The sequence below is a fragment of the Janibacter cremeus genome (assembly GCF_013409205.1).
GTDB lineage: Bacteria > Actinomycetota > Actinomycetes > Actinomycetales > Dermatophilaceae > Janibacter > Janibacter cremeus.
This window is the reverse complement of sequence record NZ_JACCAE010000001.1, coordinates 215,923-230,377: the sequence shown is the minus strand read 5'-3', so window position 1 is coordinate 230,377 and position 14,455 is coordinate 215,923. Positions and strand designations below refer to the sequence as shown.

The 14,455-nt window shown below is 70.6% G+C and carries 17 protein-coding genes; 10 read left to right on the top strand and 7 right to left on the bottom strand.

Annotation, left to right across the window (positions count from 1 at the left end):
• The 3 genes from qcrA to ctaE are packed head-to-tail and all read right to left on the bottom strand — an operon-like array spanning nucleotide 1 to nucleotide 2,595.
• Nucleotides 1–1,113, bottom strand: coding sequence for a cytochrome bc1 complex Rieske iron-sulfur subunit (gene qcrA, locus BJY20_RS01110; protein WP_185989830.1), 1,113 nt, complete (start codon nucleotides 1,111–1,113; stop codon nucleotides 1–3).
• Nucleotides 1,114–1,153: 40 nt separating this feature from the next.
• Nucleotides 1,154–1,936, bottom strand: a complete 783-nt coding sequence (gene qcrC / locus BJY20_RS01105; protein WP_185989829.1) for a cytochrome bc1 complex diheme cytochrome c subunit — start codon at nucleotides 1,934–1,936, stop codon at nucleotides 1,154–1,156.
• 53 nt (nucleotides 1,937–1,989) lie between these two features.
• Nucleotides 1,990–2,595 carry an aa3-type cytochrome oxidase subunit III gene (gene ctaE / locus BJY20_RS01100; RefSeq protein ID WP_185989828.1) on the bottom strand — a complete coding sequence of 202 codons (606 nt, stop codon included), beginning with the start codon at nucleotides 2,593–2,595 and terminating at the stop codon, nucleotides 1,990–1,992.
• A gap of 147 nt (nucleotides 2,596–2,742) precedes the next feature.
• Between ctaE and BJY20_RS01095 the strand changes: the two genes are divergently transcribed.
• Both BJY20_RS01095 and trpD read left to right on the top strand, forming a co-directional pair.
• Nucleotides 2,743–3,204, top strand: coding sequence for a response regulator transcription factor (locus BJY20_RS01095; RefSeq protein ID WP_185989827.1), 462 nt, complete (start codon nucleotides 2,743–2,745; stop codon nucleotides 3,202–3,204).
• Nucleotides 3,204–4,262, top strand: coding sequence for an anthranilate phosphoribosyltransferase (trpD, locus tag BJY20_RS01090; RefSeq protein WP_185989826.1), 1,059 nt, complete (start codon nucleotides 3,204–3,206; stop codon nucleotides 4,260–4,262). The genes BJY20_RS01095 and trpD overlap by 1 nt, the downstream gene beginning before the upstream one ends.
• 21 nt (nucleotides 4,263–4,283) lie before the next feature.
• On the opposite strand, the gene BJY20_RS01085 is transcribed toward trpD, so the two are convergent.
• Nucleotides 4,284–4,562, bottom strand: a complete 279-nt coding sequence (locus BJY20_RS01085) for an Lrp/AsnC ligand binding domain-containing protein (protein ID WP_185989825.1) — start codon at nucleotides 4,560–4,562, stop codon at nucleotides 4,284–4,286.
• Nucleotides 4,559–6,250 (bottom strand): DEDD exonuclease domain-containing protein, encoded by a 1,692-nt coding sequence (locus tag BJY20_RS01080; RefSeq protein WP_185989824.1) that lies wholly within the window; start codon nucleotides 6,248–6,250, stop codon nucleotides 4,559–4,561. Before BJY20_RS01080 ends, BJY20_RS01085 begins: the two co-directional genes overlap by 4 nt.
• 67 nt (nucleotides 6,251–6,317) lie before the next feature.
• Between BJY20_RS01080 and BJY20_RS01075 the strand changes: the two genes are divergently transcribed.
• A complete protein-coding gene (locus tag BJY20_RS01075; protein WP_246297078.1) occupies nucleotides 6,318–7,355 on the top strand; it encodes a DUF2332 domain-containing protein in 1,038 nt (345 codons plus the stop codon).
• 97 nt (nucleotides 7,356–7,452) lie between these two features.
• Entirely contained in the window at nucleotides 7,453–7,734 is a 282-nt protein-coding gene (locus BJY20_RS01070; protein ID WP_221935203.1) for a hypothetical protein, read from the top strand.
• 14 nt (nucleotides 7,735–7,748) lie between these two features.
• Here the strand turns inward: BJY20_RS01070 and BJY20_RS01065 are convergent, their stop codons facing one another.
• Nucleotides 7,749–9,539, bottom strand: a complete 1,791-nt coding sequence (locus BJY20_RS01065) for an AMP-dependent synthetase/ligase (protein ID WP_425484104.1) — start codon at nucleotides 9,537–9,539, stop codon at nucleotides 7,749–7,751.
• A 189-nt stretch (nucleotides 9,540–9,728) separates the two neighbouring features.
• On the opposite strand from BJY20_RS01065, the gene BJY20_RS01060 reads away from it, so the two are divergent.
• The 6 genes from BJY20_RS01060 to BJY20_RS01035 are packed head-to-tail and all read left to right on the top strand — an operon-like array spanning nucleotide 9,729 to nucleotide 13,697.
• Nucleotides 9,729–10,085 carry a polyketide cyclase / dehydrase and lipid transport gene (locus tag BJY20_RS01060; protein WP_185989822.1) on the top strand — a complete coding sequence of 119 codons (357 nt, stop codon included), beginning with the start codon at nucleotides 9,729–9,731 and terminating at the stop codon, nucleotides 10,083–10,085.
• A 10-nt stretch (nucleotides 10,086–10,095) separates the two neighbouring features.
• Entirely contained in the window at nucleotides 10,096–10,542 is a 447-nt protein-coding gene (locus BJY20_RS01055; protein WP_185989821.1) for an SRPBCC family protein, read from the top strand.
• 7 nt (nucleotides 10,543–10,549) lie between these two features.
• Nucleotides 10,550–11,458 carry a hypothetical protein gene (locus tag BJY20_RS16340; RefSeq protein WP_185989820.1) on the top strand — a complete coding sequence of 303 codons (909 nt, stop codon included), beginning with the start codon at nucleotides 10,550–10,552 and terminating at the stop codon, nucleotides 11,456–11,458.
• Nucleotides 11,451–11,762: a hypothetical protein gene (locus BJY20_RS01045; RefSeq protein WP_185989819.1), complete on the top strand. Its 312-nt coding sequence runs from the start codon at nucleotides 11,451–11,453 to the stop codon at nucleotides 11,760–11,762. Before BJY20_RS16340 ends, BJY20_RS01045 begins: the two co-directional genes overlap by 8 nt.
• Before the next feature lie 7 nt (nucleotides 11,763–11,769).
• The gene (locus tag BJY20_RS15760) at nucleotides 11,770–12,732 is read left to right on the top strand and encodes an ROK family protein (RefSeq protein ID WP_185989818.1); all 963 of its coding nucleotides are present in this window, start codon (nucleotides 11,770–11,772) and stop codon (nucleotides 12,730–12,732) included.
• Nucleotides 12,729–13,697: an ROK family glucokinase gene (locus BJY20_RS01035; RefSeq protein ID WP_185989817.1), complete on the top strand. Its 969-nt coding sequence runs from the start codon at nucleotides 12,729–12,731 to the stop codon at nucleotides 13,695–13,697. Before BJY20_RS15760 ends, BJY20_RS01035 begins: the two co-directional genes overlap by 4 nt.
• 45 nt (nucleotides 13,698–13,742) lie before the next feature.
• On the opposite strand, the gene BJY20_RS01030 is transcribed toward BJY20_RS01035, so the two are convergent.
• Complete coding sequence (locus tag BJY20_RS01030; RefSeq protein ID WP_185989816.1) at nucleotides 13,743–14,354, bottom strand: hypothetical protein; 612 nt, start codon at nucleotides 14,352–14,354, stop codon at nucleotides 13,743–13,745.
• Between the last annotated feature and the right edge of the window lie 101 nt (nucleotides 14,355–14,455).

Genomic DNA, 14,455 nt, shown 5'->3' with positions numbered 1-14,455 from the left:
TCAACCACGCTCCCAGAAGCTCGGGCCGACCGGTTCCTGGAAGGGCTGGTCAGCGATGAGGTAACCCTCGCTGTCGACGCCGACCTTCAGCTGCGGCAGGGGGTGCCCGGCCGGGCCGAAGACGATCTCGCAGTCGTTGGTGACGTCGAAGGTGGACTGGTGACACGGGCAGAGCAGATGGTGCGTCGTCTGCTCGTAGAGGCCGACGGGGCAACCGACGTGGGTGCACACCTTGGAGTAGGCGACGATCCCTTCGTGACCCCAGGAGCGCGCCTTGCGACCCCTGTCCGTGTCCTGGAAGTCCTTCGGGTTCAGACGCATGAGGAGCACGGAGGCCTTGCTCATCTGCTCCAGCTTGCCGTGGTGCAGATCCAGCAGGCCTTCCGGCTGGATGTGGAAGACCGAGCCGATCGTGACGTCGGCAGGCTTGATCGGGGTGTTCTCCGGGTCGCGCATCAGACGCAACTTGTCGGACTTCCCGTTCTCGCTCTTGTCCCAGAACGTGACCGAGAGGTCGTTGCGGGGAAGTGGCCCGAGGGAGCCGACGAGCTGGACGAGCAACGGCAGTGCGAACAGGCCCATGGCGCCACCGAAGGTCGCCTTGAGCAGGGGACGACGCGTCAGCTGCGAGGACTCACCGCCCTCGAGCATCGTGTCGACGAAGTCCTGGCGGTCCTCGTCCTGCGAGCGCATCGGGTGACGCATCTCGACGACCTCGGTGTCGGGCATGAGCGTCTTGGCCCAATGGACCGCACCCAGGCCGATACCCAGCAGGCTCAGCGACAGGCCGAGACCCAGCAGGAGGTTCGACAGGCTCATCTCGTTGGTGAACGGCACCCAGACCTGGGTCCCGGTGTCGACGAGCAGGTAGGCGACGATGAACAGCACCGTGCCGAAGATGGACACGAGGAAGAGCAGTGCCACCTGGCGCTCAGCGCGCTTCGCGGCCTTCTCGTCGAGGTCTGCGTTGCGCAGCACGTGCGGAGGGAGGCCGGGATTGGCGAACTGCTCCGGGACACCTCCGGTGCCCTGCACGTGGCCCTGGTCGAGGCGCACGGGCTCGGAGCCGCTGGGCTCCTCCGGCTGCGCCCCTGTCGGGGTGTGCTCACTCATCTGTCGTCGATCCTGTCTGTGTGGCGAGTTGTCAGGTGGGTCAGGCGGACTTCTGGCCGAGCCAGACGGCAGCGGTGACCAGGAGGCCGAGGCCGATGGTCCAGACGAAGAGGCCCTCGGGAACGGGGCCGTAACCGCCGAGGGGGTTGCCTCCGGGGCTGCCGGCGTCCTCCATGGCCTCGATGTAGGCGATCACGTCACGCTTGTCCTGGGGGTCGAGGTTCGTCTCGTTGAAGACGGGCATGCTCTGCGGGCCGGTGACCATGGCCTCGTAGATGTGCTTTCCGGAGACGCCGATGACCGGCGGGGCGTCCTTGCCGCGGGTCAGCGCACCACCGACACCGGCGCTGGAGTGGCACATGGCGCAGTTGACGCGGAAGATCTCGCCGCCCTTGCCCGGGTCACCCTTCGAACCGTCGGTGTACTCCTGCGGCGGGACTGCCGGGCCGGCGCCGAGGGTGGCCACGTAGGCGCCGACGTCAGCGATCTCCTCGTCGGAGAACTTCACACGGATGTTGCCCGGGGCCTGCACGTCCGGAGCGGCCATCGGCATGCGGCCGGTGCCCATCTGGAAGTCGACCGAGGCCGCACCGACACCGGCCAGGCTCGGGCCGGCCCCCTCGATGCCCAGACCATTGGTGCCGTGGCAGTTGGCACAGTTGGCCGTGAAGAGCTTCTTGCCCTGCTCGACGCTGTCGGATGCGGCGACGCTGGCCTGTGCGTCCTTCGGCGCGACGGCCGAGTAGGCGGTGCCGGTGACCAGGAGGCCCAGCAGGAGCAGCAGGGCGATCGCCGCGGGGTGGCGGCGAGAGAGCTTCGGCATGGAAAGTCCTGTCGTGCGGTGTCGGCGGGGGCGGGTCGTGCGGCTCATCTGCGTCAGGCTCCGAGGAGGTAGATGGCGGCGAAGAGTGCGATCCACACGACGTCGACGAAGTGCCAGTAGTAGGAGGTGACGATGGCACCGGTCTGCTGCGCGTGGCTGTAGCTGCGGGTGGTGTACGTGCGACCGATGATCAGCAGGAAGGCGATGAGCCCGCCGGTGACGTGGATGCCGTGCAGGCCCGTGGTCAGGAAGAAGATCGACGCCCAGGCATCGGTCGAGATGCTGACGCCCTCGGAGACGAGGGTGGCGTACTCCATGATCTGGCCGGAGACGAAGATGGCGCCGAAGATGTAGGTGAGGACGTACCACTCGCGCATGCCCCAGCCGGCGACGTTGAGCAGCGACCCGGTGCGCGACTTCTGGCCGTGCTCGGCCTTGAGGACGCCCAGCTGGCACCACACCGAGGAGATCACGAGGATCAGGGTGTTGGCGGCGGCGTAGGGCACATCGAGGATCGCGATGTTGTGCTCCCACAGGTCGGGTCGCATCGACCGGACCGTGAAGAAGATGGCGAACAGCCCGGCGAAGAACATCAGCTCGCTGGAGAGCCAGACGATCGTGCCGACGGAAGCCATGTTCGGTCGACTCACGGGGCCCATGAGGGGGTCCGCGATCGGGTGCCTGGACGTGTCTGAAGGCAGAGAAGTTGCAGTGGCCACGCGCCCCATTATGTATCCCCTGTCCACCGGATGTGCGCCACCCCCCTCCGCGAGTCCTGTGGTGCCTGCAAACGCTACGATCTGGGCATGACCGGTACCCCTCAATCGCACAGTTCCCGGCCCGCAGTGGGCGCCAGCCCCGAGGCCTCGAAGGTCGCACCGACGGCCGTGCGGATCCTGCTGTACAGCGACAACATCACTACGCGTGACGCCGTGCGCGCAGCAGTGGGCCGTCGCCCCGCGCGCGATGTCGAGGTGGAGTCGTGGCTGGAGTGCGCCACGGCCGACGCCGTCTTCTCGGCCGTGGAGGAGGGGGGCATCGATCTCCTCGTCCTCGACGGCGAGGCTGCCAAGGTCGGCGGGCTCGGTCTGTGCCGCCAGCTGAAGCTCGAGGTCTACAACTGCCCCCAGGTGCTCGTGCTCACCGGCCGCCCGCAGGACGGGTGGCTGGCGACGTGGTCGATGGCCGAGGGGTCGGTCCCACACCCGCTGGACCCGATCGCGGTCGCGGACGCGGTGGCCGATCTGGCCCGGGGCGTGGCCCGCTGATGAACGGCGCGGCCACCCACGACTGGCCACAACTGCTCACCAGCCTCCTGAACGGGAGCGACCTCAGCGCCGATGCGACCTCCTGGGCGATGCGGCAGATCATGTCCGGCGACGCCGCGCCCACCCAGATCGCCGGCTTCCTCGTCGCGCTGCGGGCGAAGGGGGAGACCGTCACCGAGCTGCGCGCGCTGGCCGACGTCATGCTCGAGCACGCTCGGCCGATCTCGGTCGCGGGCCCGACGCTCGACATCGTGGGCACGGGTGGTGACATGGCCGGTACGGTCAACATCTCGACGATGTCCTCCATCGCGATCGCCGCGACGGGGGTGCGTGTGGTCAAGCACGGCAACCGTGCGGCGTCCTCGAAGTCGGGCTCGGCCGACGTCCTCGAGGCACTCGGGGTCACCCTGTCCCTGCCGACGGAGACCGTGGCCGAGATCGCCGAGAGTGCCGGCATCACGTTCTGCTTCGCGCAGTCCTTCCACCCCTCCTTCCGGCACACCGCCATCCCGCGGCGTGATCTCGGGATCGGCACGGCTCTCAACGTCCTCGGCCCGATGACCAACCCGGCCCACCCGACCTACTCGGTCGTGGGCGTCGCCGACGAGCGGATCGCGCCGCTCATGGCCGGTGTCTTCGCCCAGCGGGGGACGTACGCCCTCGTCTTCCGCGGGGATGACGGGCTCGACGAGCTCACGGTCGCTGACGGCTCGCACCTGTGGTGGGTGGCCGACGGTGAGGTCACCGAGGTGCACATCACTCCCGAGCAGCTGGGCCTGGCCCGCAGCCCGTTGGACTCGCTGCGAGGTGGCGACGCCGAGGACAACGCGCAGGTCGCCCGCCGACTCTTCGCCGGGGACCGTGGCCCCGTGCGTGACGCCGTGGTGCTCAACGCGGGCGCTGCCGTGGGTCTGGCCCAAGCCGGCCCGGGTGTTCCAGCCGACCCGGTTGCCGCGATCCGGACCGGCATGGGCACGATCGAGACCGTCCTCGACTCCGGCCGCGCGGCCGAGCAGCTCCAGCGCTGGGTCGACGCCACGCAGGCTGCCGCTGAGTAGTCTCCGGTTCCTACGCGAGTGTCACTCGAGACCGATGTTGAATGCTGCGTCGAGGTCGTGGTGGCTGTAGGCGCGGAATGCGATGTGCGTCGAGGTGTCGACGATGCCCTCGACCTTGTTCAGCCGGCCGGCGATGACCTCGTTGAGGTCCTCGTGGCGGGTGACCCGGACCATGGCGATCAGGTCGGCGTCCCCGGCGACCGAGTAGACCTCGCTGACGCCCTCGAGGTCGGCGATGGTCTGGGCGACCTCGGGGATGCGGTCGACCTCTGCATGGATGAGCACGATTGCGGTGATCACGAGGCCCAGCCTAGAGCAGGTGCGAGCTCTTGGTGGGCAGCGGCGGCGCCACCGACGGGGCAGGTCCACGCGCCGTCGACGTGGACCAGGCGGGTGCCCTCGGCCTCGAGCCAGCGTAGGACGAGCTCGGTCTCGTCGGGCAATGCACTCGTGCCCGGACCGGTGGGTGCCGGGACGACCTCGGCGCTGGCCCGCAGTGCGGCGACATACGGCATCGGGTCGGCGCCGGCGGGCGAGTGGGTGCTCCCGGCGAGGCGGCCGTGCCGCACGCACACCAGATCCCAGCCACCACGCGGAGCGCGCCGGCCGGCGACGATCTCGACCGCCTCGCGCACGGGTGCCGCGCGCTGGTTGCGGGAGGCGCCCCTGACGAGGGAGGCGAGCCGGTCGCGCAGGGCGGCGGCCTCCTCGAAGCGCTCGCCCTCGGACAGGGTCCGCATCCGCTCGCGTGCCGCGGCGACGGCGTTTCGGGAGTCGCCGAGGAGCACCCTGGCCGCGTCGGCGACGGTCTCGGCGTACTCGTCGACGGTCACGGCGCCGGTGCAGGGCGCCGCGCACCGTCCCATCTGCGCCAGGGCGCAGGCGGAGGTCGGTTTGCGCGGGGAGATCCGGGTCAGGCACTGACGCAGCGGGACGGCGTCGTGGAGCGCGGCCATGGCCTCCTCGGCACGGCCCCGGGAGCCGAAGGGACCGGCATAGGCGAGGTCGTCCCCGCCCACCGAGCGCACGATCGACAACCGGGGAAAGGCCTCGTCGGTGAGCTTGAGCCACCAGACCCGCTCGGGGTTGCGCGATCGACGGTTGTAGCGCGGCTTGTGCTCGGCGATCAGCCGCAGCTCACGCACCTGTGCCTCGAGGGTGGTCGCGCACACGATCGGGGTCACCCGGACGGCCAGGGCGACCATCTCGCTCATCCGACGTCGCTGCTCGGAGGCGGTGAAGTAGCTGCGCACCCGCGTGCGGATGTCCACGGATGTGCCGACGTAGAGAGGCTCATCGTGCTCGCCGAAGAAGACGTAGACCCCCGGGGCCTGCGGCAGCCCGTCGGCGAGGTGGCGCTTGCGGCGCTGGGCGTCGCTGACTTTGCAGGAGTAGGAGCCGAGCTCCTCGAGGGTGTCCACACCGACCGAGCCGAGGCGTCCGATGAGCCCGTGGAGGACGTCGACGGTCGCCCTGGCATCGTGCAGGGCCCGGTGGTCGGGCGTGGTCGCCGCCCCGAAGTGGCGGGCGAGCGTGCCCAGCTTGTGATTGGACACCTCGTCACGGCTGACCACCTGCCGGGCCAACCGGACGGTGTCCACCACCTGCGACCCGGGCCAGCGCAGGTCGTGGGCCGCACAGGCCGCCTTGAGGAAGCCGATGTCGAAGCCGGCGTTGTGCGCCACGAGCACCGCCCCCTTCGCGAACTCGAGGAATCCGGCCACGGCTGTCCCGGTGCGCGGGGCGTCGCGGACCATGGCGTCGGTGATGCCGGTCAGCGACTGGATGAAGGCGGGGATCGGCACGCCGGGGTTGACGAAGGACTGCAGCTCGCCGAGAACCTCGCCGCCGCGCACCTTGACCGCGCCGATCTCGGTGATCCCGCAGTCACGCACGGACCCACCCGTGGTCTCCAGGTCGACGACGACGAAGGTGACCTCGGCCAACGGGGTGCCGAGGTCATCCAACCTGTCCTGTACGACCTGCATGGACCCGACGGTAGGCGGGCGCACCGACAACGACCGGGAGGCGCTCCGTCGTGGCAGTCTGAGGCGTATGCGCACGATGGACGAGCTGGGCGATGTCGCTGCCTTCTACTGCCACTTCGCCGATCACGAGGCGAAGGGGGAGTCCATCACCTTCGCGCGGTGGGCGGCGGGGGTGGCGCAGGACGCCGAGGTGCTCGCCCTGCTGGGGGACCTACCGCTGGCCAAGCGCCAACCCAACCTCGTCTTCGCCGCCGCGCGGTGGCACGGTGCGGCCACACCCTCCCGCTACGAGGACGACGGGGCCCTGCGGGACGTCCTGCTCTCGAGGTGGCCCCAGGTCCGCGAGACCATCCTCAGCCGTGCGACCCAGACCAACGAGGTCGGCCGCTCCGCGACGCTCCTGCCGCTCCTGGCGGGCCTGCCGGGGCCGCTGGCCCTCGTCGAGGTCGGCGCGAGCGCCGGCCTGTGCCTCCACCCGGACCGCTGGTCCTACCGCTACCTGGACGAAGGGGGAGCGGAGGTCGCCCGGATCGACCCGGCCGGGGGAGCATCGCCGGTCGCCCTGGACTGCACGGTGACCGGGCAGGTGCCGATCCCCCCTTCGCTGCCCGAGGTGGCCCACCGCGGTGGGGTCGACCTCAACCCGCTCGACCTGTCCGTCGACGACAACGGCGCGTGGCTGGAGACGCTCGTGTGGCCGGAGCACGAGGACCGTCGGCAGCGCCTGGCAGCCGCGTGCGGCCAGGTCGCCGACGTGGCGGTCGACGTGCTCTGCGGTGACCTGTTCGACCGCCTCGGCGAGGCGGTCGACCGGGCGCGGACCGCTGCGCCCGGAGCCACGGTCGTCGTCTTCCACACCGCGGTCATCGCCTACCTCGAGGAAGGGGGGCGAGCGGCCTGGCCGGAGGTGGTCACCGAGGCGCTGGAGCGGGTGCGCGCCGACGGGGGAGCGGCCCACTGGATCAGCAACGAGGGGATCGACGTTCTGCCCGGGGTGAGCGCCACCGCGGCGTGCGAGCCGGCCGACTCAAGCTTTTGCCTCGCCCTGGACGGGCAGGCGCTCGCGTGGGCCCACGGTCACGGACGACGTCTGGACTGGTGCTGAGCCGCGGAGGCGGGTCGTTGCGTCGGCGCTGTCGGTGGCCCCTCCTAGCGTTGTCTTCTGCCGGGATCGGCCCGGTGACCAGGAGGAGGTGACGGACATGAGCCGTCGAGCAGGAACGTCCCTGACGATCGACTGCGCCACGTGTCCGGTGCAGGACGTCGGGTGTGCCGAGTGCATGGTGAGCGTGCTGCGCCCGCCGGTGCCCCTCGAGGACCCCAGCGCGTCGGATCTGCCGTTGGACCGTCGTGAGCGTGAGGTCGTCTCGCGGCTCGTCGCCAGCGGACTGGTCGGTGCCGAGAACGCGACCAGGGCCCGCGCACAGCGCGAGCCCTGGTCGAGCTACGACGGGGTGGCCAACGTGGCCAACCGCGCGGGGTGACCTGACCGCCCGGCTCAGCTGCCGTAGAGGCTGTCCACCGCTTCGACGAAGTCGCGCATGATGACGTTGCGCTTGAGCTTCATCGACGGGGTGAGGGTGCCGTTCTCCTCGGTGAAGTCCTCCTCGAGGACGGTGAACTTGCGGATCGACTCGGCCTTGGACACGGCCTTGTTGGCCTCGTCCACCGCGCCCTGGATCTCGGCGAGGACCGTCTCGTTGGTGCGCGCCTGCTCGACGGTCAGCCCGTCGAGGCCGTTGTTGGCGGCCCACCCCGGCAGCATCTCCTCGTCGAGGGTGACGAGCGCGGCGATGAAGGGCTTGCCGTCACCGACGACGAGGCACTGGCTGATGATCGGGTGCGCCTTGAGGCGGTCCTCGAGGACGGCGGGGGCGACGTTCTTGCCGCCGGCGGTCACGAGGATCTCCTTCTTGCGGCCGGTGATCTTCAGGTAGCCGTCCTCGTCGAGCTCGCCGAGGTCACCCGTGTGGAACCAGCCGTCCTTGAGCGCCTCGAGGGTGGCCTCCTCGTTGTCGTGGTAGCCACGCAGGACGTTCACGCCCTTGACCAAGACCTCGTTGTCATCGGCGAGTCTGATCGAGACGCCCGGCAGCGGCGGGCCGACGGTCCCGATCTTGACCTTCTCCGGGATGTTGACCGTCGCCGGGGCGCTGGTCTCGGTCAGGCCGTAGCCCTCCAGGATCGTCACGCCGATGCCACGGAAGAAGTGGCCCAGACGGGTGCCCAGCGGTGCGCCACCGGAGACGGCGTACTCGACCTTGTTGCCCATCTTCGCGCGCAGCTTGCTGTAGACGAGCTTGTCGAAGACGCCGTGCAGGATCTTGACCTTCAGCGGGACGGAGCCACTGTCCTGGCCCTCGGACCACGCGATGGCGGTCTCGGCGGCCTTGGCGAAGATTGTGCCCTTGCCGTCTGCGGTGGCCTGCTCGTTGGCCTTGTTGAAGATCTTCTCGAACACGCGCGGCACGGCGAGGATGAAGGTGGGCTGGAAGGACTGGAAGTCGTCGAGGATGTTGGCGATGTCGGCACTGTGTCCCATGCGACGGTTCGCCGCGACGGCGAGCACCTCGATGAAGCGGGCGAAGACGTGGGCGAGCGGCAGGAAGAGCAGCGTGGACGCATCGTCCTTGTTGAGCACGTCGCCGAGCTTGGCGATGGCGTTCTCCGCCAGGCCGAGGAAGTTGTCGTGCGTCAGCTCGCAGCCCTTGGGGCGACCGGTCGTTCCGGAGGTGTAGATGATCGTGGCGATGGAGTCGCGCTGCTGGCCGTCGATCCGGGCCTGCAGGTCCTCGTCGCTGATGGTCGAGCCGGCCTCGACGAGCTGGTCGAGGTCGCCCCTGTCGATGACCCACAGCTCGTCGACGCCGCTGAGGTTGCCACGGGCCTCGGCGGCCACCTCCTCGTGCTTGGCCGTCTCGACGACGATGAAGCGGGTGCCGGAGTTCTTGACGATCCACTCGACCTGCTCGGCGGAGCTCGTCTCGTAGATCGGCACGGGGACGCCACCGGCGGTCCACGCCGCAAAGTCCAGCAGGGTCCACTCGTAGCGGGTGCGGGCCATGATGGCCAGGCGGTCGCCGGCCTCGAGCCCGGCGGCGATCAGGCCCTTGGCCAGGCCGCGCACGTCCTGGTTGAACTGTGCGGCGGTCACATCACGCCACGCGCCCTGCTCCTTGATCGTGAAGGAGACCCGTTGCGGCTCACTCGCCGCGTTCCGTCCCGGCAGGTCCGCCAAGGAGTCGGTGGGGTTGCCCTCGATGAGTCGAGGCATCGCACTGTCGTTCACGAGTTCTCCTTCGTTCGCCGTCCAGGCCAACCGTGCCTAGGGTTGCTGGGATCGTCAGCGAGCCTACCGCCGCGCCGTGGACACGGTCAGCGGACGCCGACGGTGACTCAGGCCATAACGTGGTCGGCGTCCCGCGGCCGGTCACACCGGTCCCTGCCCATCGATCACGCACCTGCCGAAGGAGGCACCATGCGCGTGCAACGCCCCGGAGTCGTCGATGTCGTCGACGAGACCTTCGTGCGCGCCGAGCCACTGACGGTCCGGGCCGCGCTGGAGGAGCCGGGTGTGCTCGACCGGCTGTGGCCGGGCCTGCAGCGCGAGGTCGCACAGGACCGGGGGGCGAAGGGGGTGCGCTGGTGGACCCGGGGTGAGGTCACCGGCCGGTTGGAGATCTGGTTGGAGGAGGTGCCGGGCGGCACGATCGTCCACCACTTCATCCACGGGGAGCAGCAGTCCGGGCGGCGTGGGTGGGAGAAGCGCCACCGTCGTCGGTGGAAGGACGGGGTCCACGAGATCAAGGACCGACTCGAGGGCCGTAGGCGATAGTCTTCCCGCCATGGCCGACAGCACCCGCTCCAGCATCGTCGTGGACGCACCCGCCGGTGACGTCCTCGACATCATCGCCGACCTCGAGGCCTACCCGGAATGGATCACGGAGTTCACGGCCGTGGAGATCCTCACCGAGGACGGCGACGGCTGGCCCGACCGGGCGCAGTTCAGCCTCGACGCCGGCCCGATCAAGGACACCTACATCCTCAAGTACCTCTGGGACGTCGAGGAGGACGGCCAGGGGGTCGCCTCGTGGAGCCTCCTCGAGGCCTCCGTGCTCAAGGCGATGGACGGTTCCTACACCCTCACCTCGACGCCCGAGGGGAAGACCGAGGTCGTCTACGAGCTGACCGTGGACCTCAAGGTGCCGATGCTGGGCATGCTCAAGCGCAAGGCGGAGAAGGTCATCGTCGACTCCGCGCTGCGCGACCTGAAGAAGCGCGTCGAGGTCTGATCTGCCCGTGCGTGCACATCTCGTCGTCGGTGGGGGCGAGCATGCCCCCACGGTGACGGGGCGTGTCGCCGCAGGCACCTCCCTTCGCCCGACCGTGCGCAGCCACCGGGCAGGAGAGGGCACCGACCCCGTGCTCGAGGCCATCGAGCACCACCTGGACCGCCTGCTCGACGCCCTGGACCTGCCGTCCCCCGTCGTCGCCGACCTCGTCGGCCGGCTGCTGCCCCCGGAGCTGCCGACGCTGTTGCGTCTCGCGCGCTCGCTCGATCAGGCCGAGAGCGATGACCACGAGCTCGTCGCCGAGGTCGACCTCGAGGTCGCCCGGGTGCTCGACCTGCCGCAGCGGGTGGCCCGTGCCTTCGCGGCCTTCGTGCCGGTCGTCGCCCGGTGGGAGGTGCTCGTCGCGCCCGAGGGCGTGGGCGCTCTGCCCGCCCCGGAGCCACCCGTCCTCGCCGCCCTGCGTGAGGGCGCGGACCTGCTGGAGCGTCTCGACGCCGCGATCGCCGACCCTGAGGTGACCGCTGTGCACCTCGCCGCACCGGCCGGTCCCGTCGGAGCAGCCCGCCGCGCCGACGCAGAGGTGCTGCTCGCGCTCATGGGCCGCACGCTCACCGCGGTCCACCCCGACGGCGGCTCCGGTGTGGAGAACCTGCCGGTGTCACCGGCCGCGGACCTGCCCTCGCTGGAGCGCCGCGGCGAGGAGTGGCTGCTGCACATCGACCTGCCGGGGGTGCGGGCCGCCGACCTCGACCTCGTGCGCCACGACGACGAGCTCGTCCTCGGCTGTGCCGGACGCACGCGCCGGGTGCTGCTGCCCTCCGTGCTGCGCCGGTGCGACATCGAGCGCGCCGGCGTCGCCGGGGGTGTGCTCACCCTCACCATGACCCCTGATGAGAGGGTGTGGCCCCGTGGATGACACCTCGCAGCCCCAGGACGTGGTCGTCCAACTCCTGCGGATCCTCTCGGAGGTCGACCTCGACGGGCTGGGCGAGGACCTGCGCCGGGTCGACGGAGCCACCGCCCGACGGGCGATGACCGGCGCGAGCATGCTCGCGGAGGCCCTCACCCGTGCCACGTTCGGCAGCAACACCGTCGCGGACGCGTTCGGGGTCGACTTCGGTGACCCGCCCTTCCACGAACCCCAGCGCTCCCCGGGTGTGCGGATCACCGTGCACGACGACGAGGACACCACGGCCCTGGACACCCCGAGTGAGGCGTGATGCAGCAATGAGCCCGGCACCAGCAGTCGGCATCGACATCGGGGGCACCAAGATCGCGGGGGCCCTCGTGGACTCCATGGGCCGGATCACCCACCGGGAGCAGCTGCCCACCCCCGGGGAGGAGACCGTCGACGTCCTCGACACGACCGCCCAGATGGTCACCACCCTCGTGGCCGCGGCCGGTGGCGATGTCTCGGGCATCGGGATGGCCTGTGCCGGGATGGTCGACGGCCGCGCCGGTCGCCTGTGGTTCTCACCCAACCTGCCGCTGCGCGACCTGGACGTCGCTGCGGAGATCCGGCAGCGCACCGGGCACGACGTCGTCCTGGAGAACGATGCCAACGCCGCCGCGTGGGGCGAGTACCGCTTCGGTGCCGGCATCGACTGCAACGACATGCTGCTGGCCACTGTCGGCACCGGCATCGGCGGCGGATGCATCATCGACGACCGGCTCCTGCGAGGTGCCTTCGGCATCGGCGGCGAGATCGGGCACATCACCATCGACCCCAACGGCCCGCGCTGCGGCTGCGGCAACGACGGTTGCCTCGAGGTCTACGCCTCCGGGACCGCCCTGGAGCGGTACGCCCGAGAGCTCATCGCCTCCGGTGAGGCGAAGGGGGCCGGCCTGCGCCACCGCTGCGGCGGCACCCCCGAGGCGCTCACCGGCCAGGACGTGACCGAGCTGGCCCGTGCCGGGGACGAGGGCGCGGTCGCGCTCTTCGCCCAGCTCGGGGCCCGCCTGGGCGAGGGCCTGGCCTCGGTGTGCGCTGTCGTCGACCCGGCCGTCGTGGTCATCGGCGGGGGAGTCGCCGACACCGGTGCACTCCTGATCGGGCCGACCACGGAAGCCTTTGCCGCGCACCTCATCGGGCGGGGCCATCGCCCGTCGCCGACCATCGTGGTCGCCGCCCTCGGCAACGACGCGGGGCTCGTCGGTGCCGCCGCCCTGGCCCGGGAGTCCACCGCGTGAGCACGCGCGTCGGCATCGACATCGGAGGGACGAAGGTCTCCGGCGGCGTCCTGGACGACGACGGCCGGATCCTCGTGCGCACCCGACGCGACACCCCGGACCGTTCCAACGCGCCGCGCATCGTCGAGGACACGATCGTCGAGGTCTTCGAGGAGCTGCTCGCGCTCGCGGATGAGGCGGGGGTCGAGCCGCCGGCCACGGTCGGTGTCGGCGCCGCCGGCTTCGTGGCCGCCGACCGGGCGACCGTCGTCTTCGCGCCGCACCTGTCCTGGCGCAACGAGCCGCTGCGCGAGTCCCTCGGCAAGCGCATCGACCTGCCGATCGTCATCGAGAACGATGCCAACGCCGCACTGTGGGCCGAGTACCGATTCGGCGCTGCGCGCGGGGTCACGCACGCCGTGATGATCACCCTGGGCACCGGCATCGGCGGCGCCGTCCTCGTCGGCGGCCACCTGGTGCGTGGGCGCTACGGGATCGCCGGCGAGTTCGGGCACATGCAGGTCGTGCCGGGTGGCCAGCGGTGCGAGTGCGGCAACCGCGGCTGCTGGGAGCAGTACTCCTCCGGCAATGCTCTCGTGCGCGAGGCTCGGGGCCTGGCGATGGCCAACTCCCCGATGGCGGCCGACCTGATCGCCCACGTCGGCGGTGACGTCGAGGACCTGACCGGGCCGCGCATCACCGACGCGGCCAAGGAGGGCGACGCGACGGCCATCGAGCTGCTCGCCGAGATCGGCCACTGGCTCGGGGTCGGCATCGCCGACCTCGCGGCCGCGCTGGACCCCGAGGTCTTCATCGTCGGTGGGGGAGTGAGCGCTGCGGAGGACCTGCTCCTGGGCCCTGCGCGCGACACCTTCTCGCGACAACTGGCCGGACGCGGTTACCGACCGGCCGCGCGGATCGTCACCGCACGCTTCGGTCCCGACGCCGGGCTCATCGGTGCGGCCACGCTGGGTGCCGAGGGCTGACCCGAGCCCTCGGCCGGATGGTCTCGATGCGGCGCGCCCCCACCGTCAGACGCGGGCGCCGTCGTCGGGGTCGTAGCCGCGGTCCGTCGGCTGGCGCAGCACGAGGCACGCGAAGCCCCCGAGGATCAGCGCGATGACGATCGTCGTCGACCAGAAGCCGCTCGAACGCGTGAGCACGATCCACAACAGCCCCAGCGGACCGAGGACGAGACCGACCATCGCCCCCCAGAACAGGCGGTCGCCCCACGGAGGCAACGGGGCCGGTGGGGGCGGAGTGAAGCCCTCGTCCTCGTCGGCATCGCCGAGGAAACCGTCGTCGTTGCCCAACAGCGCGTCCGCGACGGAGTTGGTCGGGTCGGTGCGCCACGGCACCGGCTCGGGGACCTCCGGCTCACGCGGCCGGCCACCCCGGCCGGGCATCGGGACGTCGACGTCGCCGGTGGACTGGGCCGGTCCCCGTCGTGCCGCAGGTGGGGGCAGCCGGACGTCACCGGTCGACTGGCGGCGAGGCGGGGTGGCGGGGGTGTCGGATGGACCCTCGGTCACCGTCGATGCGCCGGTGGCCGGCCCCTCGTGCGGGGTCTCGTCCCACCGGGCGACGATGGACTCGAAGATCGCATCCACATCCTCTCCCTCGGGGTGCTGTCGCTCGGCCATCTGCTTCTTCCGCCAATCCGTGACGTCCTGCTGCGCTTCCCCCAGTCTCGCACGCGTGCGCACGGCCGGACGTGTCGTAGAGTTCGGTGCGATCAGGAGGA

Excerpts from the sequence above, each read along its gene's own strand:
- qcrA (WP_185989830.1), bottom strand. The coding sequence starts at position 1,113 with ATGAGTGAGCACACCCCGACAGGGGCGCAGCCGGAGGAGCCCAGCGGC.
- qcrC (WP_185989829.1), bottom strand. The coding sequence starts at position 1,936 with ATGCCGAAGCTCTCTCGCCGCCACCCCGCGGCGATCGCCCTGCTGCTC.
- ctaE (WP_185989828.1), bottom strand. The coding sequence starts at position 2,595 with ATGGGCCCCGTGAGTCGACCGAACATGGCTTCCGTCGGCACGATCGTC.
- BJY20_RS01095 (WP_185989827.1), top strand. The coding sequence starts at position 2,743 with ATGACCGGTACCCCTCAATCGCACAGTTCCCGGCCCGCAGTGGGCGCC.
- trpD (WP_185989826.1), top strand. The coding sequence starts at position 3,204 with ATGAACGGCGCGGCCACCCACGACTGGCCACAACTGCTCACCAGCCTC.
- BJY20_RS01080 (WP_185989824.1), bottom strand. The coding sequence starts at position 6,250 with ATGCAGGTCGTACAGGACAGGTTGGATGACCTCGGCACCCCGTTGGCC.
- BJY20_RS01075 (WP_246297078.1), top strand. The coding sequence starts at position 6,318 with ATGCGCACGATGGACGAGCTGGGCGATGTCGCTGCCTTCTACTGCCAC.
- BJY20_RS01070 (WP_221935203.1), top strand. The coding sequence starts at position 7,453 with ATGAGCCGTCGAGCAGGAACGTCCCTGACGATCGACTGCGCCACGTGT.
- BJY20_RS01060 (WP_185989822.1), top strand. The coding sequence starts at position 9,729 with ATGCGCGTGCAACGCCCCGGAGTCGTCGATGTCGTCGACGAGACCTTC.
- BJY20_RS01055 (WP_185989821.1), top strand. The coding sequence starts at position 10,096 with ATGGCCGACAGCACCCGCTCCAGCATCGTCGTGGACGCACCCGCCGGT.
- BJY20_RS15760 (WP_185989818.1), top strand. The coding sequence starts at position 11,770 with ATGAGCCCGGCACCAGCAGTCGGCATCGACATCGGGGGCACCAAGATC.
- BJY20_RS01030 (WP_185989816.1), bottom strand. The coding sequence starts at position 14,354 with ATGGCCGAGCGACAGCACCCCGAGGGAGAGGATGTGGATGCGATCTTC.